This window comes from Micromonospora sp. NPDC047738 (assembly GCF_040642675.1).
Classification (GTDB): Bacteria; Actinomycetota; Actinomycetes; order Mycobacteriales; family Micromonosporaceae; genus Micromonospora.
On sequence record NZ_JBEYSO010000004.1, the window covers coordinates 76,389 to 99,168 of the forward strand.

The following is a 22,780-nucleotide window of genomic DNA, read 5'->3' on the forward strand; positions in this document are numbered from 1 at the left end:
AGGAGAGAACCAGGGATGAGTCCACCAGCCATCGCCCCTGACATACGTCGGGTGGAGCAGGCCCGGGCGCAGGAGAACTTCCCGGTCGCCCTCCGGGTGCTACCCGCGCGGTACCGCCGGCACCTCCTCGCGGTGTACGGCTACGCCCGCCACGTCGACGACCTGGGCGACGAACCGCTGGCCGACGGGCTCGACCGGCTCGCCACCCTGGACGACGTCGAGGCCGAACTGCGCGCCCTCCACGCGGGCGCCGACGTGCCGAACCCGGTGCTGCGCGCCCTCGCGCCCACCGTGGCCGAGTGCCGGCTGCCCCTGGACGCGCTCGTCCGGCTGATCGAGGCGAACCGGGTCGACCAGCACGTCACCCGCTACGCCACCTTCGAGCAGCTCGTCGGCTACTGCACCCTGTCCGCCAACCCGGTCGGCGAACTCGTCCTGCACGTCTTCGGGCAGGCCGATCCGGCGACCGTCGCGTTGTCCGATCGGATCTGCACCGCCCTGCAACTCGTCGAGCACCTGCAGGACGTGGCCGAGGACCACCGCCGCGGCCGGGTCTACCTGCCGGCGGCCGACATGGAACGGTTCGAGGTCACCGAGGCGGACCTCGCCCGCAGCACCGCGAGTCGCCAGCTGCGGGAGCTGATCGGGTTCGAGGCGGCGCGGGCCCGTGCCTGGCTCGACGCGGGCGCCCCGCTGGTGTCGGCCCTGCACGGGTGGGGCCGGCTCGCGGTCGGCGGCTACCTGGCCGGCGGCCGGGCGACGCTCGACGCGCTGGCCGCCGCCGACCACGACCCGCTGGCGGTCACCGCCCGGCCCCGCCGCCGGCACATTCTCGGCAGTTGGCTGGCCGCCACCGTCCGGAGTGCCGGATGACCACGACCACCACCCGGACCGAGGCCGCCTACCGGCACTGCGAGCAGATCACCCGTAGCCAGGCGGCCAACTTCGCGTACGGTATCCGGCTGCTGCCGGCGCCGAAACGGCGGGCGCTGTCGGCCATCTACGCGGCCGCCCGCCGCATCGACGACATCGGCGACGGCACGCTGCCTCCCGACGAGAAGTTGGACGCGCTGGCCCGGACCCGGGCGGCCCTGCACCGGCTGCCCGGCGACAGCGGCGCCGACCCGGTGCTCGCCGCCCTCGGCGACGCCGCGGCGCGGATGCCGATCCCGCTGGCCGCCTTCGACGAGCTCATCGACGGGTGCGCCGCCGACGTGACCGGCCGGCGGTACGACAGCTTCGACGACCTGCTCTGGTACTGCCGCTGCGTGGCCGGGTCGATCGGCCGGCTCTCCCTCGGCGTGTTCGGGGCCACCCAGCCGGGCCGGGCCGCGCCACTGGCCGACGCGCTGGGCGTGGCCCTGCAGCTGACCAACATCCTGCGCGACCTGGTCGAGGACCGGGTCGGCGGCCGCGTCTACCTGCCGGCCGAGGACCTGGACCGGTTCGGCTGCACCCTCCGCCTGGACGGGGCCGGTTTCGCCGATCCACCCGAGCGGCTGGTGGAGCTGGTGCGCTTCGAGGCCGCGCGCGCCGCACGCTGGTACGACGTCGGCCTGCGGCTGCTGCCGCTGCTGGACCGGCGCAGCGCGGCCTGCACGGCCGCGATGGCCGGCATCTACCGCCGCCTGCTCACCCGGATCGCGGCCGATCCGCTGGCGGTCACCCGCAGTCGCGTGTCGTTGCCGGGCCGGGAGAAGGCCTGGGTCGCGGCGCGCGCTCTCGTCGGCCGTTCCGCATGACCGGGCCGGCCGCGCAGCCGGGAGGCGGATCCGGCACGGTGTGCGTGATCGGCGGCGGGTTGGCCGGGATCGCCGCGGCGGTCCGGCTCGCCGATCTCGGCCTGTCCGTGACGCTGCTGGAGACCCGGCCGGAGCTGGGTGGCGCGACGTACTCCTTCCGCCGCGACGGCCTCAGCGTGGACACCGGCCAGCACGTCTTCCTGCGCTGTTACCACACCTACCGGCGGCTGCTGGACCGGCTCGGCACGGCCGGCGGCACCGACCTGCAGCCGCGGTTCACGGTGCCGGTGCTGCTGCCGGGTCAGCGGCCGCACGTGCTGGCCCGCCGCCGGCTGCCGGCCCCGGCGCACCTGCTGCCGGCCCTGGCCGGCTACCGGCTGCTCAGCCCGGCCGAGCGGGTCGCCGCCGTCCGGGCCTGCGCCGCGCTGCGGCACGTCGACCCGGACCTGCCCGCCACCGACGGGCGCAGTTTCGGCGACTGGCTCGCCGCGCACGGCCAGAGCCGCCGGGCGGTCCGGCGACTCTGGGACCTGATCACCGTGGCGGCGCTGAACCTGCCCAGCACCCACGCGTCGCTGGCGCTGGCGGCGCGGGTGTTCCGCACCGGGCTGCTGGAGGCCGCGGACGCCGGTGACATCGGCCGGCCCCTGGTCCCGCTGACCGACCTGCACGGCGTGCCCGCCCGTCGGCTGCTGGACCGGCTCGGTGCCAAGGTCCACACCCGGGCGAAGGTGCGGTGGATCCGACCGGAGCCGACCGGATTCCGGATCGGTGTGGGCGACAGCGAGCTGGACGCCGACGGCGTGGTGCTGGCCGTGCCGCACCAGGCCGCCGCGTCGCTGGTGCCGCCCGCCGCCGCGCCCGCCGCCGGGCAGTGGCAACGGCTGGGCGCGGCGCCGATCGTCAACGTGCACCTGCGCTACGCCGCCCGGATCACCGACCTCGGCATGGCCGCCGCCGTGGAATCCCCGGCACAGTGGATCTTCGATCGGTCAGTGCCGGGCATGGCCGGCGAGCAGCATCTGGTGGTGTCGCTGTCGGCCGCCGACGCGGAACTCGAGCGGCCGGCGGCGGAGCTGGTGACGGCACAACGGCAGGCTCTCGCCGACCTGTTCCCGGCCGCGCGGCACACCCCGGTACGCGACGCGTTCGTGACCCGGGAGCCGAAAGCCACCTTCCGGCAGGCGCCCGGCACGCGGGCGTACCGGCCGGTTCCGGCCACCCGCCTACCGGGGCTGGTACTGGCCGGCGCATGGACCGACACCGGCTGGCCGGACACGATGGAGGGCGCGGTGCGCAGCGGCGAGGACGCCGCCGACATCGTCGCCCGCCAACTCCTGTCCCGGCCCCGACATCACTCGGAGGCCGCATCATGACCGTCGCACGCAGCCGCAGCACGGACCAGATCCAGACCTACGTCGAGCCGGCGATCCGTGCCCTGCTGGACCGGTTGGACCCGGGCAACCGTCTGGTCGGGGGCTACCAGCTCGGCTACTGGGACGCCGACGGGTCACCCGCCGCCTCACAGGGCAAGGGACTGCGCCCCGCGCTGGCGCTGCTGTCGGCCCGGGCCACCGGCGCCGAGCCGAACGCCGGGGTGCCGGCCGCCGCCGCGGTGGAACTGGCGCACAACTTCTCCCTGCTGCACGACGACGTGATGGACGGCGACACCGAGCGCCGCCACCGGCCGACCGCGTGGACCGTGTTCGGTGTCGGCCCGGCCATCCTGGCCGGAGACGCCCTGGTCGGGTTGGCGTACGAGGCGCTCGTCGAGACGCCCGGGGGCTGCCCGGCCGCCCGCCGGCTCGCCGTGGACATCCGCGCGCTGGTCGCCGGGCAGGCAGCCGATCTGGACTTCGAGCGGCGCGACGACGTCACCCTCGACGAGTGCCTGCGGATGGCGGAGCAGAAGACCGCCGCGCTGCTCGCCGGCTCGTGCGCCCTCGGCGCGATCCTCTGCGGCGGCCCGCCGGGCCTGGTCGACGGGCTGTCCCGGTTCGGCCGCCACCTCGGACTGGCCTTCCAGCTCGTCGACGACCTGCTGGGCATCTGGGGGGACCCGCGACGGACCGGCAAGCCGGTCGGTTCGGACCTGCGGGCCCGCAAGCGGAGCATCCCGGTCGTACGGGCGGTGACCAGCGGTCAGGCGGCCGGCCGGGCGCTCGCCGAGCGGTACCGGTCGCCGCAGCCACTGACCGACGAGGACGTGACCCGGGCGAGCGCGCTGATCGAGGCGACCGGCGCCCGGGACTGGACCGCGCAGCGGGCGTGGGAGGAGGCCGAGCGGGCGCGGGCGGAACTGGACGCGCTCGACCTGCCCGACGACGTACGTGATGAGTTCGCCGATATCGCCACCTTCACCACCGGACGGGACCACTGATGACTGAGCTGCTGTCTTCGAAGCCGAAGCCCACCACCAGCCCGGCGACCAAGGCCGGTGGGACCGCGACCGACCCGGCCTGGGCGGCGCTACGCCGGGCCCGGGACCACCTGCTCGGGCTGCAGGACGACGCGGGCTGGTGGAAGGGAAACCTGGCCACGAACGTCACCATGGACGCCGAGGACCTGCTGTTGCGGCAGTTCCTCGGCATCCGGACCGCCGAGCAAACCGCCGAGTCGGCGCGGTGGATCCGCTCCCAGCAACGCCCGGACGGCTCGTGGGCGACCTTCCACGGCGGGCCGGGCGACCTCTCCACCACCATCGAGGCGTACCTGGCCCTGCGGCTGGCCGGCGACACGCCGGACGCCCCGCAGCTCGCCGCCGCCGCCCGGTTCGTCCGCGCGCACGGCGGGCTGGCGGCGAGCCGGGTGTTCACCCGGTTCTGGCTGGCCCTGTTCGGCCACTGGCCCTGGTCACAGCTGCCGGCGGTCCCGCCCGAGCTGGTGCTGCTGCCGCACTGGATGCCGTTCAACGTCTACGACTTCGCGTGCTGGGCCCGGCAGACCATCGTTCCGCTGTCCATCGTCCGGGCGCTGCGCCCGGTGCGGGAGCTCGGCTTCGGCGTCGACGAACTGCGCATCCCGACGGCGGCGCCGCGGCCGCCGCGGCTGCGGTCGCGGGCCGGGGTGCTGCACCGGCTGGACCGGGTCGCCAGCGGCTACGAGCGGATCGCCCGGGGACCGGTGCGCCGGCACGCGCTGCGCCGGGCCGCCGAGTGGATCGTGGCCCGCCAGGAGGCCGACGGTTCCTGGGGCGGGATCCAGCCACCGTGGGTCTACTCGCTGATGGCGCTGCACCTGCTCGGCTACCCGCTGGACCACCCGGTGCTCCGCGCCGGGCTGGACGGGCTGGAGCGGTTCACGGTGCGTGAGCAGACCGAGGACGGCCCGGTCCGGTGGCTGGAGGCGTGCCAGTCGCCGGTGTGGGACACCGCGCTCGCGGTCACCGCGCTGTCGGACGCCGGGCTGCCGGCCGGGCATGCCGCCCTGGAACGCGCCGGGAACTGGCTGCTCAAGGAGGAGATCCGGGTGCGCGGTGACTGGGCCGTCCGCCGGCCGAAGACCCCGGTGGGCGGCTGGGCCTTCGAGTTCGAGAACGACGGGTACGCCGACACCGACGACACCGCCGAAGTGATCATGGCGTTGCGGCGGACCGGCGTACCGGCGGAGGCCGCCGTGCTGCGGGGCACCCGCTGGCTGCTCGGCATGCAGTGCCGCGACGGCGGCTGGGGCGCCTTCGACGCCGACAACACCCGGGCGATCGTCGGCGACCTGCCGTTCTGCGACTTCGGCGAGGTCACCGACCCGCCCAGCGCGGACGTGACCGCGCACATTGTCGAGGCGCTGGCGGCGGAGAACTTCGCCGGCACCGCGCCGGTCCGCCGCGGCGTGCACTGGCTGCTGCGGGCCCAGGAGCCGGACGGTTCCTGGTTCGGCCGCTGGGGCGCCAACCACGTCTACGGCACCGGGGCGGTGGTGCCCGCCCTGGTCGCCGCCGGGGTCAAGCCCGGCCACCCGGCGATCCGGGCGGCCGTCGACTGGCTGCACGCGCACCAGAACCCGGACGGCGGATGGGGCGAGGACATGCGCTCCTACCGGGACCCGTCCTGGATCGGGCGGGGCGAGTCCACCGCGTCGCAGACCGCCTGGGCGCTGCTCGCGCTGCACGCCGCCGGCCATGGCGCCGGTGAGCCGGCCCAACGCGGGGTGCGCTGGCTGGTCGACACCCAGCGGCCGGACGGCGGCTGGGACGAGCCGCACTACACCGGGACCGGCTTCCCCGGCGACTTCTACATCAACTACGGCATGTACCGGCTGGTCTTCCCGATCAGCGCGCTCGGCCGGATCCTGAACGCGCGGGGCGGCCTGACCGCCGAGGTGGTGCCGTGACCGAGTCAGCAGCGCCCGCCGTTGCGGCGTGGACCCTGTGCGCGCCGATGCGGCCGGAGGCGGCGGCGCTGCGGCGGGGGCTGACCGGTCTCGATCCGGGCCGGCGGCCGGCGCTGCGGCGTACCGGCGCAGGATCCCGGCGCGCCCGGTCGGTCGCCGCCGGCCGGCCGACCGGGACGACCCCGGTGGCGGTCGCCGGGATCGGCGGCGGGCTGGCTCCCGGGCTGGCCCCGGGCGACGTCGTGGTGGCCACCGAGGTACGCACCGACCCGCGGGCCGGGCAGCCGGGACCGGAGGTCGTGCCGATGCCGTCCGCCGCCCTGCTCGCCGCCGCACTGCGTCGCCGTGGGCTGCGGGTACACCTCGGACCGGTGGTGACCACGACCCGGCTGGTCGACGGCGCGACCCGGGCCCGGCTGGCCGCGACCGGAGCGCTGGTCGCCGATCTGGAGTCGGCGTGGCTGCTGGCCGGCTGCGCCGACCGTCCGACCGCCTGCGTCCGGGTGGTCGCCGACACCGCGACCGGACCGCTGTACCGACCGGCCACGCTCCGCCGGATCCGCACCGCGCTGCGGGTGCTGCCCGCGGTGGCGGCGGCGCTGGCCGAGTGGGCGGCGGCCGCCGGCAGCGTCCAGCAGGTCCTGCTGGCCTCGCCCCGCTCGTTCTGCGCCGGGGTGGAACGGGCGATCGCGGTGGTGGAGCAGGCGCTGCGCCGGCACGGCCCGCCCGTCTACGTCCGCAAGCAGATCGTGCACAACGCCCGGGTCGTGGCCGACCTGCGCTCCCGCGGCGCGGTCTTCGTGGACGAACTCGACGAGGTCCCCGACGGCGCGCTCACTATCTTCTCCGCGCACGGGGTGTCGCCCGCGGTACGCCAGGAGGCCGCCGACCGGCAACTGCCGGTCATCGACGCCACCTGCCCCCTGGTGACGAAGGTGCACGCCGAGGCGCGCCGGTTCGCCGGCCGGGGCGACACCGTGCTGCTGATCGGGCACGCCGGCCACGAGGAGACCGAGGGCACCCTCGGCGAGGCCCCCGAGCGGATCCGGCTGGTGCCCGACGCGGCCGCCGCCGAGACGGTGCAGGTGACCGACCCGTCCCGGCTGTCCTACCTGGTGCAGACCACGCTGGCGGTGGACGAGGCGGCGGGCGTCGTCGACGCGCTGCGCCGGCGATTCCCGGCGCTGACCGGCCCCGGCTCCGACGACATCTGCTACGCCACCACCAACCGGCAGCGGGCGATCACGGCCGTCGCCGAACGGGCCGACGTCGTGCTGGTGGTCGGGTCGACCAACTCCTCCAACTCCCGCCGGCTGGTCGAGGTGGCCGAGCGGGCCGGCGCGCGGGCCCACCTGGTCGACGACGTGGGCGGCGTGGACCCGCGCTGGCTGGCCGGCGCCACGACGGTCGGGGTGACCGCCGGCGCGTCGGCGCCGCCCGGCCTGGTCGACGAACTCGTCGCGGCACTCACCGCGCTCGGTGCCAGGGAGGTGAGCGAGCACACCGCAGCCGTCGAGGACGTCAGCTTCACCCTTCCCAAGGAGGTACGTCAGCCGTGAGCATGCCGATGCGCCAGAGCCTGCGGATCGCCAGGTACCTGGTCGAACAGAAACTGCGCCGACGGCAGCGGTTCCCGCTGTTGCTGGAACTGGAGCCGTTGTTCGCCTGCAATCTCAAGTGCGCCGGGTGCGGCAAGATCCAACAGCCGGCGCACCTGCTGAAGCGCCGGATGCCGGTGGACCAGGCACTGGCCGCCGTGGAGGAGTGCGGCGCACCGATGATCTCCATCGCCGGCGGCGAGCCCCTGATGCACCCCGAGATCGACACCCTGGTCGCCGAACTGGTGCGCCGGAAGAAGTACGTCTTCCTCTGCACCAACGCGGTCCTGCTGCCCAAGAAGATCGACAAGTTCCGGCCGTCGCCGTACTTCGCCTTCACCGTGCACATCGACGGGCTGCGCGAGCGGCACGACGCGTCGGTGTGCAAGGACGGGGTCTTCGACGCCGCCGTGGCGGCCGTGCGGGACGCCCAGCAGCGCGGCTTCCGGGTCACCACCAACACCACGTTCTTCAACACCGACACCCCGCAGACCGTGATCGAGGTGCTCGACTACCTCAACGACGACCTGCGGGTGGACGAGATGATGCTCTCGCCCGCGTACGCCTACGAGAAGGCGCCGGACCAGGACCACTTCCTGGGCGTCACGGAGACCAGGGAGCTGTTCCGCAAGGCCTTCGCCGGGGGCCGGCGGGCCCGCTGGCGGCTCAACCACTCGCCGCTGTTCCTGGACTTCCTCGAAGGCCGGGTGGACTTCCCCTGCACCGCGTGGGCCATCCCGTCGTACTCGCTGCTCGGCTGGCAGCGACCCTGTTACCTGATGGCCGACGGGTACGCCGCCAGCTACCGCGAGCTGCTCGACTCCACCGACTGGGACAGCTACGGCCGGGGACGCGACGACCGCTGCGCGAACTGCATGGCGCACTGCGGCCACGAACCGACCGCCGTGCTGGCCACGATGTCCTCGCTGCGGCAGTCGCTGCGCGCGGTACGCGGCCGCTGAGGCCCGGCGCCGGCCCCGGTTCACCCGAACCGGCTGGCCAGCCGGCGGTACACCGCGGGCAGCAGCCCGCGTACCGCCACCGGCAGGCGCAACCAGCCCGGGACGTACACCTCGGCCCGGTTCCGGACGATCGCGGCGGCCAACGCGTCGGCCACCCGCTCCGGTGGCAGCGGGCGGGGACGGCGACGGTGGTACGGCTGGCCCCGACGGACGAAGAACGGGGTGTCCACCACCCCGGGCACGATCGTGCTGACGGTCACGCCGCGCCCGGCCAGCTCCAGGCGCAGGCTCTCGGCGAAGGCGTCCAGCCCGGCCTTGCTGGCCGCGTAGACGGCTTCCCCGCCCACCCCGAGCCGCCCAGCGATCGAGCCGACGAAGACCAGATGGCCGCCGTGGTGGCACATGCCGGGCAGCAGCGCCCGGGTCAGCTCGATCGGGGCGCGCAGGTTCACCGCGAGCAGCTCCTCGGCGCGCGCGTCGGCCATCCCGGCGAACGGGCCGGCCCAGCCGGTGCCGGCGTTGTTGACCAGCACGTCCACCCGGGCGTGGTGGGCCAGCGCCCGCTCGGCCAACTCCCGGCCGGCGCCGGGCCGGGTCAGGTCGGCCAGCAGTGTGGTGGCGCCGGTCTCAGCGGCGAGCCGGGCCAGCCGGTCGGCGTCCCGGCCGGCGGCGACGACCTGACTTCCGGCCCCGGCCAGCCGCCGGACGAGGGCGGCGCCGATGCCCGACGAGGCACCGGTGACCAGCACCACCGCGCCGGTCAGCCGCACCGCGGCAGCTCCGGCGGCGCCGAACCCCGCCGGGGCGGGCCGGACGCCGCGGGCGCCTCGGCCGGCCGGTCGTCGGCGACCGGCGCGCGGTCGGCCTCGGCGAGCAGGTGGGCCAGTTCGGCGTGCAGGGCGGCGACGAAGGCGGGGCCGACGTCGGCCAGCGACCCGTCCAGCAGCGCACCGACCTCGAAGGTGTCGCCGCAGCGCAGCACGCCGACCCCGACGGGCACCCCCGCGGCGAGCGCGACCACCGGGGTGGCCGTCCTGAGCGGCGCGCCGGCCAGCGCCTGCGGACGCAACGGCGCCGGGACGTAGGAGACGATCACGTTGAGGTGCCGGCTGCTGTAGAACCGTCGCGCCAGGGCGGCGTGCACCGGCGCGGGCAGGTTGCCCATCGCCCGCATGACCAGGCCGGCCGCTTCGGGTTCCCCGCTCCGCAGCGCGGTCCGCAGCGACTGCCGGACCAGGGCGACCCGGAACCGGGGCGGGATGCGCCGCACCGGGAGGTCGAGGTTGACCGCACCGGTCCAGTTTCCCTGCGTCGGCGCCCGCCGCCGGGGGTCGCGGGAGACCGCGAACATGGCCCGCAATCGGGGCGGTGCCGGCGCGGGATGGACCCGACCCAGCGCCCCGGCGGTCAACGCCAGCATGAGTTCGCTGGCGTGCGCCCCGCAGGCACGGGCCGCGCGGAACACCTCGGCGGCGGGCAGCGTGGCGGTGACCAGGACCCGGCGCGGTGAGCCGAGCGGACGATTGAGCACGGTGGCCGGCGCCGGCCCCTGGGCGGCCAGGCGGGCCAGCCCGCGTGCGGTGAGCGCGACCTGGCGGGCGGCGTCCCGGACCCGGCCGCCCAGCCCCACGGTGTCCCGCCCTGGCCGGGCGGGCGCCTGCCCTGCCGGCTTCGCCGGCCGAGTGGTGGCCGGGTCGAGCAGCCGTTGCAGGACGCCGATCGCCGACAGACCGTCGCCGAGGCAGTGGTGCAGTTTGACCGCGACCCGGGTACGCCCGTCGGGGAGCCCGCCGAGCAGCAGAATCTGCCACGGTGGCCGGTCCAGGGCCAGCGGCTGGGACCAGAACCGGTCCACCGCGGCGCTGCCGTCGTCGCCCGGCGCGAGCCGCACCTCGGTCAGGTGGGCGGCGGGGTCGACGTACCGGTCAACCACCCAGCCGGGCCGGCGCGCCTGCCCCCGGCTGACCAGCCGGCGACGCAGGGTGGTGATCGCGGGTAGCCGCCGCGCCAGCAGCGCGGCCAGATCCTCGCGGGTGAGGGCGGTGCCGTCGGGTCGGGGCCCGAGCTCCAGCACCACACCGATCTGTTGCGCCACCGTGGCCGACTGCACGTACCGGAAGAACGCGTCCTGCGGGCGTAGCGGCCAGCTGGCCGGCTGTTCGCCGGCCGGCCCGGCGGGAGACCCCCAGCGGGCCGGGTCGGTCGGGCGCGCCCCGTCCGGTGACGGTGCCTCGACCGGAGAGCGCGCACCGGCGACGGCCGGCAGCCCGAGATCCGGCAGGTGCGGGTGGGCCGACGCCTGCACCGGGTGAGGTGGGTGCGGCCCGACCAGCCGGGAGCGGACGAGCGCGACCAGCGCGGCCGGTTCGCGGACCGTCTCGGCCAGCCCCGCGGCGGTCATCAACGCCGCATTGGCCGCGCCATGCGCGGCGATCGGCCGGTACATCACCACCGGCGTGCCGGTGGCCCACGCCTCGAGTGCGGTCGCTCCGCCGGCGTTGGTGACCAGCACGTGCGCGGCCCGCAGCAGCGTGGGCATGTCGTCGACCCAGGCGCGCACCAGCAGCCGCCCGTCGGGGGTGGCCAGGCGCGCCAGCCGGTCGGCCAACTGCTGGTTGCGTCCGCAGACCGCGACGACCTGCACCGCGTCGCCGATGCCGACCAGCGGGGCGATCGCCTCCTCGACCGAGCCCAGGCTGTAGGAGCCGCAGGCGACCACCACCGCCTTCCGGTCCGGGTCGAGACCGCAGCGCCGGGCGGCCTCGGCCCGGTCACCCGGCCGGAACCGCTCGAGCACCGGGGGCGCGCAGACCCCGAGCGCCGCGCCCGGGGCGGCGACCGCCGCCACCGGCAGCGCCGCCGGGTGCACCACCATCCCCAGATCCAGCTGGGAATACACCCAGAACGGGTGCGGGGCGAAATCGGACACCCAGGCCCCGACCGGTACGCCGAGACCGCGGTGCTGGCGTAGCCAGGCCAGCCCGGCACTGCCCAGCGGGTAGGTGGAGAGGATCACGTCCGGGTCGAACGCCTCGATGACCGGGGCGAGCCGCCGCCCGGCCCAGGAGCCGGTGAACCACTTCGAGGCGTCGGCGAACCACCGGTGCCGCCACAGCGAGGACCAGAAGAACTCGTACAACCAGGGCGTCGCCCCGACATTGGTGAGGTAGGTGCGACGAAAGGTCGGGCCGACCCCCGGACCCATCGCGTCGAGGGTGTCCACCCAGCCCACCCGGCTGCCCGGCCAGAGCGCGTGGACGCGTTCCTCGAGCGCCCGGCCGGTGGCGTCGTGCCCGCCGCCGATGTCGGCGGAGACGATCAGCACGCGCCGCGCGATCGACTCGGCGGGCGGCCGGATCGGGTGACCCGGCCCGTTGTCGGGCGCGATCACCGGAGGCCCGCCGGATTCGGGCGGCACCGGGTGCGAGACCCGCGCGCTGGTGGGTATGCCAGGCGGGCATCGACCGGCCGATCCGGCGCCGACGATCTCGGGACTTCTCCATGGCCTTCGGTTTTCTGCTGGCGCTCCTCGCCGCACTGTGCAGCGCCACCGCGGCGATCCTGCAGTCGATCGGAGCGCGCCGGGTGGCGGCCATGGCACACCTCGACCCGAGGCTGCTGTGGCGGCTGGTGCGCACCGGGCCGTACGCGGCCGGCCTGGCCCTGGACGGCGCGTCCTCCGGGTTCACCTTCACCGCGCTGCGTACCGTGCCGCTGTTCGCGGTGCAGGCGGTCGGGGCGGCCAACCTCAGCCTGGTGGCGCTGATCGCCATGCTGGTGCTGCGCGTCCGGCTGGCCCTCCGGGACTGGGTGGCCATCGGTGGTGTGGTCGCCGGCCTGCTGCTGCTGGTTTTCTCGGCCGGCACCAGCCCGCCGGCCGAGGCCTCGCCGAACGACGGCTGGTGGCTGCTCGGCGCGGTGCTCGCGCTGGCCGTCGGCGCCTACCTGGGCAGCCCCCGGATGCGGGGCCCGGCCCTGCCCGGCGTGCTGGCCGGGCTCTCCTTCGGCGCCGCGGCGGTCGGCGCCCGGTTGCTCGGCCGGGCCAGCAGTCCGGGCATGGTGCTGGCCAGCCCGGTCAGCTACACGCTGGTGCTGGCCGGGATGACCGGCGTGCTGCTCTACGCCACCGCCCTGCAGCGCGGCTCTGTCACGGTCGCTTCCGCCTCCACCATCCTCGGCCAGACCGTGGCCCCGGCGGTGGCCGGCTGGCTGGTGCTCGGCGACCGGGTGCGGCCCGGCGCCGAGCCGGTGGCGGTGCTGGGCTTCCTGCTCGCCGTGAGCGGCGCGGTCGCGCTCGCCCGGCACGCCCAGCCGCACCGGGTGGGGACCCACAGACCGGCGGACCGTGGGCGCCGGGCACCGGGTCGCGGTCGTTGACATGTCGTACGCCTCCAGCGACGAAAGGCGGAGCGCGCCACCAGCCGCCGCCCCTCGGGATGAATAGCAGCTTACCGGCGGATTTCTCCCCATCTAAGGTACTTTCAGGCTCTCGGCAGCACCAGTGCCGGTTCGACCAGACGAGGGAGGAGGCGGATGACAGCGGGAAGGTCCGCCCGGAAGCCCGACGTTCGTCCGCCTCGCCCGCTCGGTGAACCCGCCCTGGCTCCGGTACCGGCCGGCTGGTGGCTCGACGGCCTGCTGGTCGCCGCGCTCGCCGCGCTCACCGCCGCGCTGGTGTGGTGGTCGCCGCTGCTCGACGTCGACATCGCCATACGGGACTGGTGCGACCAGCACCGGCCACCACCGGTCGCCAAGCTGATGCTGGCCTTCGACTACCTGGGCCAGGGCGGTCCGCTGACCACCCTGACCGTGGCGGTGTCGTTCTGGCTCGCCTGGCGGCACCGGACGATCCGGCCGATCATCCCGGCCGGCCTGGCCCCGATCGTGAGCACCATCCTGATCGTGGGCCTGAAGAAGTGGACCTCGCGTGGCGCCCCGCACCACGGTTCGGTGGGGTTGTTCAGCCAGGGATGGGAGGAGTTCTACCCGTCCGGGCACGTGAGCAACGGCATCGTCTACTACGGGGTGCTGGCCATGCTGCTCGCGCCGTACCTGGCGGTGCCGGTCCGGCGCGTGCTGCAGTGGCTGCCCGGTGTGCTGGTGGCCATCGGCACCACCTACCTCGGCTACCACTGGCTCACCGACAGCATCGGCGGCTACCTGCTCGGGCTGCTGATCATCCGGTTCCTGCTGCGGGTGCCGTGGCGGACCCTCCGCCTGCCCCGCCGACTCGACCGGCCACCCCCCAGCGACCACCAGGTCTACTCGCACGCGTACCGGGAAGGGCCGCCGGGCTCGCACCACCGTTGGGCGCAGGTCCGCATGATCGGGCCGGAACGCCCATGCTGACCGCCGACGTGCTGGCCGGAACCCCACTCGCCCTCGGCGCCGCCGCGGCGTTCGGGGCGTCCTCGGTGCTGCAGTTCCGCGCCTCGCACCGCGCTCCCGAGAGTCCGGCCGGGCGGCCCACCCTGCTGCTGCACCTGATCCGCCAACCCGAATGGCGCTGGTCGGTGGTGCTCGCCGCCGGTGCCTTCGGCCTGCAGGTCGGCGCACTCAGCCTGATGCCGCTGATCCTGGTGCAGCCGCTGCTGATCACCGGGCTGGTCTGGTACATCCTGCTGCACTCGCTCACCGAGCGCAGGCGCCCGGACCTCAGGATCATGCTGGAAGCGGTGCTCTGCCTGGTCGCGCTCTCGGCGTTCCTGCTGATCGCCCGGCCGACCGCCGGACAGGGCAAGGGGCTGGGAACGCTCTCGTCGGCCCTGCTGCTGGGCGTCGCGGTGGTCGGGGCGGTCGCGTTGTGCCTGGTGGCCGCCGTCGGGCTGGGCCGCAAGTGGCGCCCGCTGCCGCTGGCCCTGGCCGCCGGCGTCTGCTACGGCGTCACCGCAGGCCTGATCAGCAGCCTCGCATTCCACTACAACGGCAGCCCGCTGAGCGTGTTCGGGCACTGGCAGACGTACGGGCTCATGATCCTGGGTCCGTTCGGCGTGCTGCTGAGCCAGAACGCCTACCAGGCCGGTCCGCTGGGCGCGCCGGCCCTGGCCACGATCATCGTGGCCGACCCACTGGTGTCGCTCGCCGTCGGCCTGCTCTGGCTGGACGAGCGGATCCAGGCGGGACCGGGGGACCTGATCGGGGAGATCCTGGCCCTGGCCGTGCTGGCCGGCGCCGTGTTCCTGCTCGCCCGGCGGGCCCCCCACGTGGACAAGGAGTAGCCGACGGCCGGCGGCGGGCCGAGCCGGGGCGCGAAATTGAGGTGCCCGGGCGCGGCCCGGCGCTCTAGGTTTCCGCCGTGACCCTCGACATCGTGAGCCTCGCCGAACGGCCCGACCTCGCCCCGCTGCTGGACGAGGACTTCGACGGGGCGTGGCCCCAGTTCATGCTCTGGGACCCGATGGCTTCCGTGTACTACAGCGTCGCCCACGACCTCTACCCGGAGTTCGTCTTCGCCGCCGTCGACTCCGCCGAGCCGGGGCGCGCTGTCGCCCGGGCGTACGCCGTGCCGCTGCGCTGGACGGAGGCGGAGCTGCCCGACGGCGGCTGGGACCGGGTCATCCAGCGGGCCACCATCACCCGCCTCACCGGGGCCACCCCGAACATCGTCTCGGCCCTGGAGATCTGCATCCGGCCGGACCAGCGCGGACGCGGCCTGTCCGCGCTGATGCTCACCGCCATGCGGGAGGCCGTCGCGAAGCTCGGCTACGACACGCTGGTCGCCCCGGTCCGCCCCAGCGGTAAGCACACCCACCCCGACCTGCCGATGACCGACTACGCGGCGCAGGTCCGCGCCGACGGCCTGCCGGTCGACCCGTGGCTGCGGGTGCACGTCCGGGCCGGCGGGCGCATCGAGCGGGTCGCCACCCGGTCCATGATGATCAGCGGGACGCTCGCCGACTGGCGCTCCTGGACGGGCCTGCCGTTCGACACCAGCGGCCCGGTGCACGTGCCGGGCGCGCTCGTGCCGGTGCACTGCGACGTGACGCACGACCACGCCGTCTACGTCGAGCCCAACGTCTGGGTCCGGCACCGGCTCCAGTGAGCCGGCGCGGCCGCCGGCCGGCTGGCCGCGGCGGCTGAGGCCTACCCCCGCCCGGGAAAGAGCCGCACCATTCTGCCCCTCGCCGACCACTGACCGGCGCTGCTCACGGCCGGATGTCCAGGGCGCCGATCAGACCGTCCCGCAGCGTGAAGCGGTGCCGCAGCCGGACCGGGCTGCCCGGGAACGTCCCCGAGACCAGGGTCCTGACCACCACGTTGCCACCGGCCTCCTCCTCGACCGCCTCGGGAATCGCCTTGTAGTCGAACTCGGCCGCGGTCCGCTCGCGCCAGGCCCGGATCGCCGCCGGGCCCTGGTAGGTCCGGTCCTCGTCGGCCACGATTGCGTCGTCGGTGAAGCAGGAGACGAAGGCGTCGATGTCGGGTTCGGCGCTCAGCTGGTAGTAGCGGACGATCACCTCGGGAACCGTGACGGTCATGCTGCTCTCCTCAGGTCGTGACCCGTTGGTCGTGGCTGACTACCACGAACGCGCGTTGGTAGGCGTCGCGGCGTCGTGCAGCGCGACCTCCACGGTCGTCCCGGGCGGCAGCGGGAAGGACTCCCCCCGTACGGCCACCGGAACGGGCTGGCCCGCCCCCGGGGCGGCGGAGATCCGCAGCCCCTCGTGGTCCACGTGCAGGAAGATCAACTGGTTGCGGTACCTGATCACGCAGTCGAGTTCGTCGAGCCCGTCGGGCAGCAGCGGGTTGAGCCGCAGGACGTCGCCGCGGACCTCCAGGCCGGTGTAGCACCGTTGCAGGATGTCCAGCGTGCCGGCGGCGGCGCCGAGGTGGATGCCGTTGCGGGTCGAGCTGTGCTGCGGATCGGTGAGGTCGGTACCGAGGGCGGTGGTCAACATCTCATACGAGCGGCGACGGTCCGTCCGGGCCAGCACCCACGCGTGGGCGACCCGGCTGAGCGTGGAACCGTGGGTGGTGCGGGACAGGTAGTAGTCGACGACGGCGGGGATCCGGGTCGGGGCGAACTCGTACCCCAGGCCGCGCACCAGCCCGGTGAGCTCCTCGGCGCTGAACAGGTACAGCAGCATCAGCACGTCGGCCTGCTTGGAGATCTTGTAGCGGTTCGCGTCGTCGCCCTCGGCCTGCAGCAGCGAACCCAGCTGCCGCAGGTCGCCGTACCGCCGCCGGTACCGGTCCCAGTCCAGCTCCGCCAGGTCGCCGTAGCCCTCGAACTGGGCGAGGATGCCATCGTCGAGGAAGGCCAGCCGTAGCCGGCCCCGGATGTGCGCCCACCGGCGCCGCTCGTCGTCCGCCGGGGCGACCTTCCGCCACGGCGCCACCCCCGGATGCCGGCTGAGGATCGCGCAGGCCTCCTCGGCGCGGCCGAGCACCCAGGCGACCATCACGTTGACGTACGCGGAGTTGTCCAGCCCCTGCCCCGGCCGACCCGGGTAGCCGTCGTGGAACTCGTCCGGACCCATCACCCCGCGGATGTCGTACCGGTCGTCGGCCGGGTCGTAGGTGGCCAGGCCGGCCCAGAACCGTGCCGTCTCGACCAGCATCTCCAGCCCGGAGTGGGCGAGGAACGGCAGGTCGCCCGTCGTCTCCCAGTACCGCCACACGCAGTAGGCCACGGCCAGGTTGACATGCTGCTGCCGGCCGCTGTGGTCCGCCACCCACTCCCCGGTCACCGGCGAACGCGACCGGGACGGACTGTCGTCCCGACCGCTGTCGCCGCTCTGCCAGGGAAACAGCGCGCCGGCCATGCCCGCCGCGGCCGCCTGCCGCCGGGCCGCCGGCAACCGCCGGTACCGATAGGCCAGCAGCGCCCGGGTCAGCTCCGGCATCCGCAGATTCAGGTACGGGTAGACGAACAGCTCATCCCAGAAGATGTGCCCGTGGTAGCCCTCGCCGTGCAGTCCCCGGGCGGGCACCCCGGCGTCCAGGTCGATCACGTGCGGTGACAGCGTCTGCAGCAGATGGAACGTCTGCACCCGGATCGGCACCTGCCAGGCATGCTCCTCTCCGACATCCAGCCGGAACCGCTCCCACAGCTGGGTCCACGCCGTGTCGTGGTCGGCCAGCACCATGTCGAAGGTCCCCGCGTGCCGCAGTTCCCGGCGGGCGGCCGTCAACGGCTCCGAGACCACCCGGTCGCGGTTGGAGAAGATCGTCACGGTCTTCTCCACGACCACCCGGTCTCCGGGAGTCACGTCGACGCCGATCACCTGGCTCACGTCGTTCGGTCCGTGGGCCGCCGCCAGCCTGAGGTGGGCGACGCCGGCGCCGCTGACCCTGGTACGCGCCGCCACGGCCACCTGGTGTCGGGACGTGGTCGTCACCGCCGTCAGCCAGACGGTCTCGGCGTCGTCCCCGCCGGTTGCCACGTCCGTGAGATGCCGACCGCAGCTACCCGCCTCCGCCGGCGCGTTCGCGTTGACCACCCCACCGTCGAGGCCCGACCTGATCTCCAACCGGCCGGACCAGTTCTCCGCGACGATGCTCGTCTCCAGCGCCGCCAGGTGGGGACTCGCCAGCGACACCAGCCGTCGCTGCCGGACCCGGGTACGCCGCTCGTCCCGGTCGACCACCAGCAACTCCCGCAGGTACACCCCGCGCCGCAGATCCAGCATCTGGTGCACGTGCTCCCGCCGCCCCTGCCCTGGCGCGAACCAGTCCCCGCCGGCGGGACGGAACGTCAACGGGAGCCAGTTCGGCAGGTTCACGATGCCCTCGTCGCTGTCCGGCCGATCGGCCCCGTACAGCCGGTTGTGGAAACCGGCGAGGTAGGTGCCGGGATAGTGGACGCCGTCGGCGGAGGCCTCCGGGGCCGCCCCGCGGGTGGCCAGGTAGCCGTTGCCGAGGGTCAGCATCGTCTCCCGGGTGCCTTCCTCGGCCGGTGCCGCACCGTCCTGGTACGCCAACACCCAGCCGGCCGGCGGAGGCCGGCTGCACAGCTCACACCCAGGGTCCACGTTCGCCGGCACCCCGCACTCCCCTTCCACGGCGCGGTGCCGTTTCCCCGTTTCCCGCGCGGCAAACTCCCGGACGCCGGTAAATCGGGCGCAGAGGCACATTGCGCCGGCATAGGTTGGCCGGGTGAATCAAGCGGTTGCGGTGGTTGATCGGGTGGTGACCGAGCGGGGCGAGCTCGTCCTGCGGCAGTGCGGCGGGCACTTCGAGATCGTCAGCAACGGGGTGTTCCTGATGGACACCCGGGCCGGCGCGTCGGAGCGGCTGCTCGTCCGGAAGGCACTCGAGCTGGTACGGCCGGGGGCGCGGGTGCTGATCGGCGGGCTCGGGGTGGGGTTCTCGCTGGCCGAGGCGGCCGCCTCGGCCGTGCCGGCGGAGATCGTGGTCCTGGAGATCGAGGAGACGCTCATCGGGTGGCACCGCGACCGGCTGGCCGCCCACAGCGGGCACGCCCTGCACGACCCCCGGGTGCGGATCGTGAACCGGGACATGCTGGCCTGGCTGCGGAGCAACGACGAGGCCTTCGACGCCATCTGCCTCGACATCGACAACGGCCCGGACTGGACCGTGTTCCCCGGCAACGCCACCCTGTACGACGCGGACGGCACGGCACTGCTGCGCGACCGGCTCGCCGCCGACGGCGTACTGGCCGTCTGGAGCGCCTCGGCCGCACCGGCGTACGCCGACCGGCTGGCGGAGGTGATCGGTCCGGTCACCACGCACCTGGTCGAGGTGCCGCGCGGCGAACCGGACGTGGTCTACCTGGCCCGCCGTACCGGCCCGGACCGCCGCTGACCGCCCCGCGGATCCTGTCGTACCCGTAGCCCATGATCCTTGTCGTCACGGCGACGCTGGCTCGTTCCGGCGTCGACATCGTCATGGGCGACGCCGGGTCGCGGCGGGCGGGGAGGTCGGAAGGGTGGCGGACGTGGACGACGCCGGATGGGCGCGGCGAAGCAGCGTGCGGGTGGTGCCGCCCGCCCGGCCCCGGAAGCTGGCCAAGGTGCCTTTCGTGGAGTTGGCCGACGGACGGCTGCAGGGCGTGGTGTCCAGCGGGTCGGACATCGAGCGGGTGTACGTCTCGTCGCTCACCTCCGGCACCCACGCCTACCACTGCAGCACTAACAACAACCGGCCCTGCGGCGGCCTGCGCGGCACCCCGTGCAAGCACCTGGCGGCCCTGGCCGACGAGGCGGTCCTGCAGTACGGCCTCGACCGGGTCGCCCGCTACCTGCGGGCCGACGCCGGCGACGGGGTGACCACCGGCGCGGAGCTGCTGAGCCGCCTGGACGCGCGGCACGAGCCGACCCCGGCGGCGGTGGTGTTCAGCCGGTTCCTGCGCCACCTGTCCTACCTGGAGGCGCCGGGCAGCAGCACGCCGCTGCCCGAGCTGCACTGGTTCCCCGCCACCGGGGCAGGTCGCTGATGCTCGGCACGCAGCTCACCGCCCTGACCGACGGGCACCCGGCCGCGCTGACCTACGCCCTCGACCTGGTGGCGGGCGTCGACGCCGCCCTGACCCGCGGGCTGGCCCGGGTCGGCGAGGCGGACGCGACGGCGCTCGCCGGCCTGGCCGGCGCGCTGGCGGCCACCCCGCTGGCCGATCTGGTCGCCGAGGCGATCGACAAGATCTGCGCCGGCTCGGTGACGACGGAGCATCTCGCCGCGCTCGCCGGTGCCCGGTCGGCGCTGCTCGGCGCCGCGCACGACGCGCTGCTCGGGCAGCTCGACGCCGCGCTGGGCCGCGGCCGCGACCCGTGGTCGGCGGCGCCGGCCCCACCCGCCGGGCCCTCGCCCGTGCTGGCCTCCGTGCGGGCCTGGTTGCACGAGGTGGCCGTGACCGGGTGGCGCGGCGTCGACCACGAGCTTGTGGCCGCGGCCGGGACGCCGGTCGAGGCCGCCCTGGCCGCACCGGAGTCACGCCGGCTCGCCGTGCTGCTCGACGGCCTCGCCGCCGAGCTGCGGGCCTGTGTGCCGGTCGCCACGATGCCGCAGCTGCCGGCACGCCGCTGGGCCGACCTGTGGGCCCGTGGAGTGCTGCTCGCCCAGGACGCCGCCGCCGTCGACCCCACGGCCGACGTCGTCGACCGGGTCGCCGGGCGGCTGCTGCCGCTCGGGGTGGACGTGCACGAACACGACACCGCGATGCAGATCCAGGTGCACGGGCTCTTCGAGCCGGCCGCCGGCGGGCCGCCCCGGCTGGTACGCACCGCGGTGGGCGCCGCGAAGGTGGACACCATCGTCGGTCCGGCGTTGTGGCGCCTGCTGCAGACCCATCCCACCTTGCTGACCGCGCTGGCGCAGCGGCGCGGCGTGACGGTCACCGACCTGCCGGCGCGAGGTGCGGACCTGCACTGGCACGACGACCGGGCGCAGCTCGACGAGCCGGTCGATCCGTTCGCCGCAGCGCGGGTCCTGCTGCCCGGTGCCCAGGCGGCGGCCATCGCGCCGCTGGACCGGCACCCGGCCGCGATCGCCGAACCCGTCCTGCTCGAGGGGTACGCCGTCCGCGACCACGACGGCGGCCTCGCGGTGGAGCTGGACGGTCGCCCGCTCGCCGTGGCGGTCGACCGGCTGCCCTCCTGCGGCCCGCTCACCCCGGAACTGGTCGCCGCGTCGTCGGCCTGCCTCGGCCTGCTGCGTTGGGACGACGGCCGCTGGCTGCTGCAACCGTTGGCGGTGCGGGCCGACGTCAAGCGCAAGGTGGTCGACGTGCACACCGGGGACTGGGCGTGCGGCGTCAGCGACGCGAAGGTCGCGAAGGCCGAGGCGAAGGCGGGCGACGCCGTGGCGGTGCTGCGCGAACGCGCGGGACGGTTGCTGCGCCGATGACCGAGCAGATCCACGACCGCGCTGACGAGAACCGGCGGCAGGTGCTCTACTGGCGGCTGCTGGCCCGACTCTTCGACCCCACCGAGCAGCCCACCCTCGAATCGGCGAGCATGGCCGTCGTCGAGGAGCTGGGCCTGCCGGCCTCGCTGCTCGACCCGGCGGTCTCGGTCGACACCGTGGTGCAGCGTTTCCCAGCCCTCGCCGCCGAGTTGCGTGGCCTGCTGACCACTGCCGAGGACGCGGCGACGTCCGACGACACCACCGGGCGGCCGGGGCCGGCCGAGGTACGCCGCGCAGCACTGGTGTCGAAGGTGCTGCTCAACGTGTTCGCGACCGGCGCCGGACCGGTCAGCGCCGGCCAGTTGGCCCGGTGGCAGTCCGACGCCGGCTGGTTCGAGCAGGCGCTCGGCGCCGAGGCGGGCGAACTGCGCCGGCAGGGCGGCACCGGGCTCGGCGGCACGCTCGCCGCGCTGGAAGGCGACCTGGTGCGCCGGATGCACCTGCGCGAGGTGCTCGCCGACCCGGCGCTGGCCAGCCGGCTCACGCCGAGCATGTCGCTGATCGAGCAGTTGCTGCGGGACAAGGCCAACCTGTCCGGGGTGGCCCTGGCCAACGCCAAGGCGCTGATCCGCCGTTTCGTCGACGAGGTCGCCGAGGTGCTGCGTACGCAGGTGGAGCAGACCAGCGTCGGGACCATCGACCGGTCGGTGCCGCCGAAGCGGGTGTTCCGCAACCTCGACCTCGACCGCACCATCTGGCAGAACCTGACCAACTGGAGCCCGGAGGACCAGCGGCTCTACGTGGACCGGCTCTACTACCGGCAGACCGCCCGACGGACCACTCCGGCGCGGCTGATCGTGGTGGTGGACCAGTCCGGGTCGATGGTCGACTCGATGGTCAACTGCACCATCCTGGCGTCGATCTTCGCCGGCCTGCCCAAGGTGGACGTGCACCTGATCGCGTACGACACCCGGGCGTTGGACCTAACGCCGTGGGTGCACGACCCGTTCGAGGTGCTGCTGCGCACCAACCTGGGCGGCGGCAACGACGGACCGGTCGCCATGGCGATGGCCCGTCCCAAGATCACCGAACCGCGCAACACGGTGCTGGTCTGGATCTCGGACTTCTACGAGTTCGACCGCTCGCAGCCGTTGTTCGACGGCATCGAGGCCGTGCACCGCTCCGGCGTGCGGTTCATCCCGGTCGGCTCGGTCAACAGCTCCGGCCAGCAGAGCGTCAACCCCTGGTTCCGGCAACGGTTCAAGGACCTGGGCACCCCGGTGATCTCCGGTCACATCCGCAAACTCGTCTTCGAGCTCAAGAGCTTCCTCACCTAGGAGTCCAC

At 74.4% G+C, this 22,780-nt stretch carries 19 protein-coding genes; 15 read left to right on the plus strand and 4 right to left on the minus strand.

Annotated elements, in window-relative coordinates:
• Positions 1-15: 15 nt before the first annotated feature.
• Genes hpnC through hpnH form a run of 7 tightly spaced genes read left to right on the plus strand, consistent with a single transcriptional unit; the run spans position 16 to position 8,631 of the window.
• Positions 16-873 (plus strand): squalene synthase HpnC, encoded by an 858-nt coding sequence (gene hpnC / locus ABZ783_RS08605; protein WP_357435440.1) that lies wholly within the window; start codon positions 16-18, stop codon positions 871-873.
• Positions 870-1,742 carry a presqualene diphosphate synthase HpnD gene (gene hpnD, locus ABZ783_RS08610; protein ID WP_357435442.1) on the plus strand — a complete coding sequence of 291 codons (873 nt, stop codon included), beginning with the start codon at positions 870-872 and terminating at the stop codon, positions 1,740-1,742. The genes hpnC and hpnD overlap by 4 nt, the downstream gene beginning before the upstream one ends.
• Positions 1,739-3,118, plus strand: a complete 1,380-nt coding sequence (gene hpnE / locus ABZ783_RS08615) for a hydroxysqualene dehydroxylase HpnE (RefSeq protein WP_357435444.1) — start codon at positions 1,739-1,741, stop codon at positions 3,116-3,118. Before hpnD ends, hpnE begins: the two co-directional genes overlap by 4 nt.
• The gene (locus ABZ783_RS08620) at positions 3,115-4,122 is read left to right on the plus strand and encodes a polyprenyl synthetase family protein (RefSeq protein ID WP_357435446.1); all 1,008 of its coding nucleotides are present in this window, start codon (positions 3,115-3,117) and stop codon (positions 4,120-4,122) included. The genes hpnE and ABZ783_RS08620 overlap by 4 nt, the downstream gene beginning before the upstream one ends.
• Entirely contained in the window at positions 4,122-6,071 is a 1,950-nt protein-coding gene (gene shc, locus ABZ783_RS08625) for a squalene--hopene cyclase (RefSeq protein ID WP_357435448.1), read from the plus strand. Before ABZ783_RS08620 ends, shc begins: the two co-directional genes overlap by 1 nt.
• A complete protein-coding gene (gene ispH, locus ABZ783_RS08630; protein ID WP_357435450.1) occupies positions 6,068-7,630 on the plus strand; it encodes a 4-hydroxy-3-methylbut-2-enyl diphosphate reductase in 1,563 nt (520 codons plus the stop codon). The genes shc and ispH overlap by 4 nt, the downstream gene beginning before the upstream one ends.
• Before the next feature lie 2 nt (positions 7,631-7,632).
• Positions 7,633-8,631: an adenosyl-hopene transferase HpnH gene (gene hpnH, locus ABZ783_RS08635; RefSeq protein ID WP_357435968.1), complete on the plus strand. Its 999-nt coding sequence runs from the start codon at positions 7,633-7,635 to the stop codon at positions 8,629-8,631.
• A gap of 20 nt (positions 8,632-8,651) precedes the next feature.
• Here the strand turns inward: hpnH and ABZ783_RS08640 are convergent, their stop codons facing one another.
• A complete protein-coding gene (locus ABZ783_RS08640) occupies positions 8,652-9,401 on the minus strand; it encodes an SDR family NAD(P)-dependent oxidoreductase (protein ID WP_357435451.1) in 750 nt (249 codons plus the stop codon).
• Positions 9,392-12,022 (minus strand): wax ester/triacylglycerol synthase domain-containing protein, encoded by a 2,631-nt coding sequence (locus ABZ783_RS08645; protein WP_357435453.1) that lies wholly within the window; start codon positions 12,020-12,022, stop codon positions 9,392-9,394. The genes ABZ783_RS08640 and ABZ783_RS08645 overlap by 10 nt, the downstream gene beginning before the upstream one ends.
• A gap of 110 nt (positions 12,023-12,132) precedes the next feature.
• On the opposite strand from ABZ783_RS08645, the gene ABZ783_RS08650 reads away from it, so the two are divergent.
• From ABZ783_RS08650 to ABZ783_RS08665, 4 genes are all read left to right on the plus strand, one after another.
• Positions 12,133-13,008 (plus strand): hypothetical protein, encoded by an 876-nt coding sequence (locus tag ABZ783_RS08650; RefSeq protein WP_357435455.1) that lies wholly within the window; start codon positions 12,133-12,135, stop codon positions 13,006-13,008.
• Positions 13,009-13,164: 156 nt separating this feature from the next.
• The gene (locus ABZ783_RS08655) at positions 13,165-13,980 is read left to right on the plus strand and encodes a phosphatase PAP2 family protein (protein WP_357435457.1); all 816 of its coding nucleotides are present in this window, start codon (positions 13,165-13,167) and stop codon (positions 13,978-13,980) included.
• Positions 13,974-14,849 carry a DMT family transporter gene (locus ABZ783_RS08660; protein ID WP_357435459.1) on the plus strand — a complete coding sequence of 292 codons (876 nt, stop codon included), beginning with the start codon at positions 13,974-13,976 and terminating at the stop codon, positions 14,847-14,849. The genes ABZ783_RS08655 and ABZ783_RS08660 overlap by 7 nt, the downstream gene beginning before the upstream one ends.
• Before the next feature lie 77 nt (positions 14,850-14,926).
• Positions 14,927-15,673: an N-acetyltransferase gene (locus ABZ783_RS08665; protein ID WP_357435461.1), complete on the plus strand. Its 747-nt coding sequence runs from the start codon at positions 14,927-14,929 to the stop codon at positions 15,671-15,673.
• A 103-nt stretch (positions 15,674-15,776) separates the two neighbouring features.
• On the opposite strand, the gene ABZ783_RS08670 is transcribed toward ABZ783_RS08665, so the two are convergent.
• Positions 15,777-16,109, minus strand: a complete 333-nt coding sequence (locus tag ABZ783_RS08670) for a nuclear transport factor 2 family protein (RefSeq protein ID WP_148798803.1) — start codon at positions 16,107-16,109, stop codon at positions 15,777-15,779.
• Positions 16,110-16,148: 39 nt separating this feature from the next.
• Positions 16,149-18,617, minus strand: a complete 2,469-nt coding sequence (locus ABZ783_RS08675) for a glycosyl hydrolase family 65 protein (protein WP_357435462.1) — start codon at positions 18,615-18,617, stop codon at positions 16,149-16,151.
• A 112-nt stretch (positions 18,618-18,729) separates the two neighbouring features.
• On the opposite strand from ABZ783_RS08675, the gene ABZ783_RS08680 reads away from it, so the two are divergent.
• The 4 genes from ABZ783_RS08680 (at position 18,730) to ABZ783_RS08695 (ending at position 22,772) form a co-directional block, all read left to right on the plus strand.
• Positions 18,730-19,398, plus strand: a complete 669-nt coding sequence (locus tag ABZ783_RS08680) for a spermidine synthase (RefSeq protein ID WP_357435464.1) — start codon at positions 18,730-18,732, stop codon at positions 19,396-19,398.
• A gap of 124 nt (positions 19,399-19,522) precedes the next feature.
• Positions 19,523-20,029: a hypothetical protein gene (locus ABZ783_RS08685; RefSeq protein ID WP_357435466.1), complete on the plus strand. Its 507-nt coding sequence runs from the start codon at positions 19,523-19,525 to the stop codon at positions 20,027-20,029.
• The gene (locus ABZ783_RS08690; RefSeq protein ID WP_357435468.1) at positions 20,029-21,435 is read left to right on the plus strand and encodes a hypothetical protein; all 1,407 of its coding nucleotides are present in this window, start codon (positions 20,029-20,031) and stop codon (positions 21,433-21,435) included. Before ABZ783_RS08685 ends, ABZ783_RS08690 begins: the two co-directional genes overlap by 1 nt.
• Complete coding sequence (locus ABZ783_RS08695) at positions 21,432-22,772, plus strand: VWA domain-containing protein (RefSeq protein ID WP_357435469.1); 1,341 nt, start codon at positions 21,432-21,434, stop codon at positions 22,770-22,772. The genes ABZ783_RS08690 and ABZ783_RS08695 overlap by 4 nt, the downstream gene beginning before the upstream one ends.
• Positions 22,773-22,780: the final 8 nt, after the last annotated feature.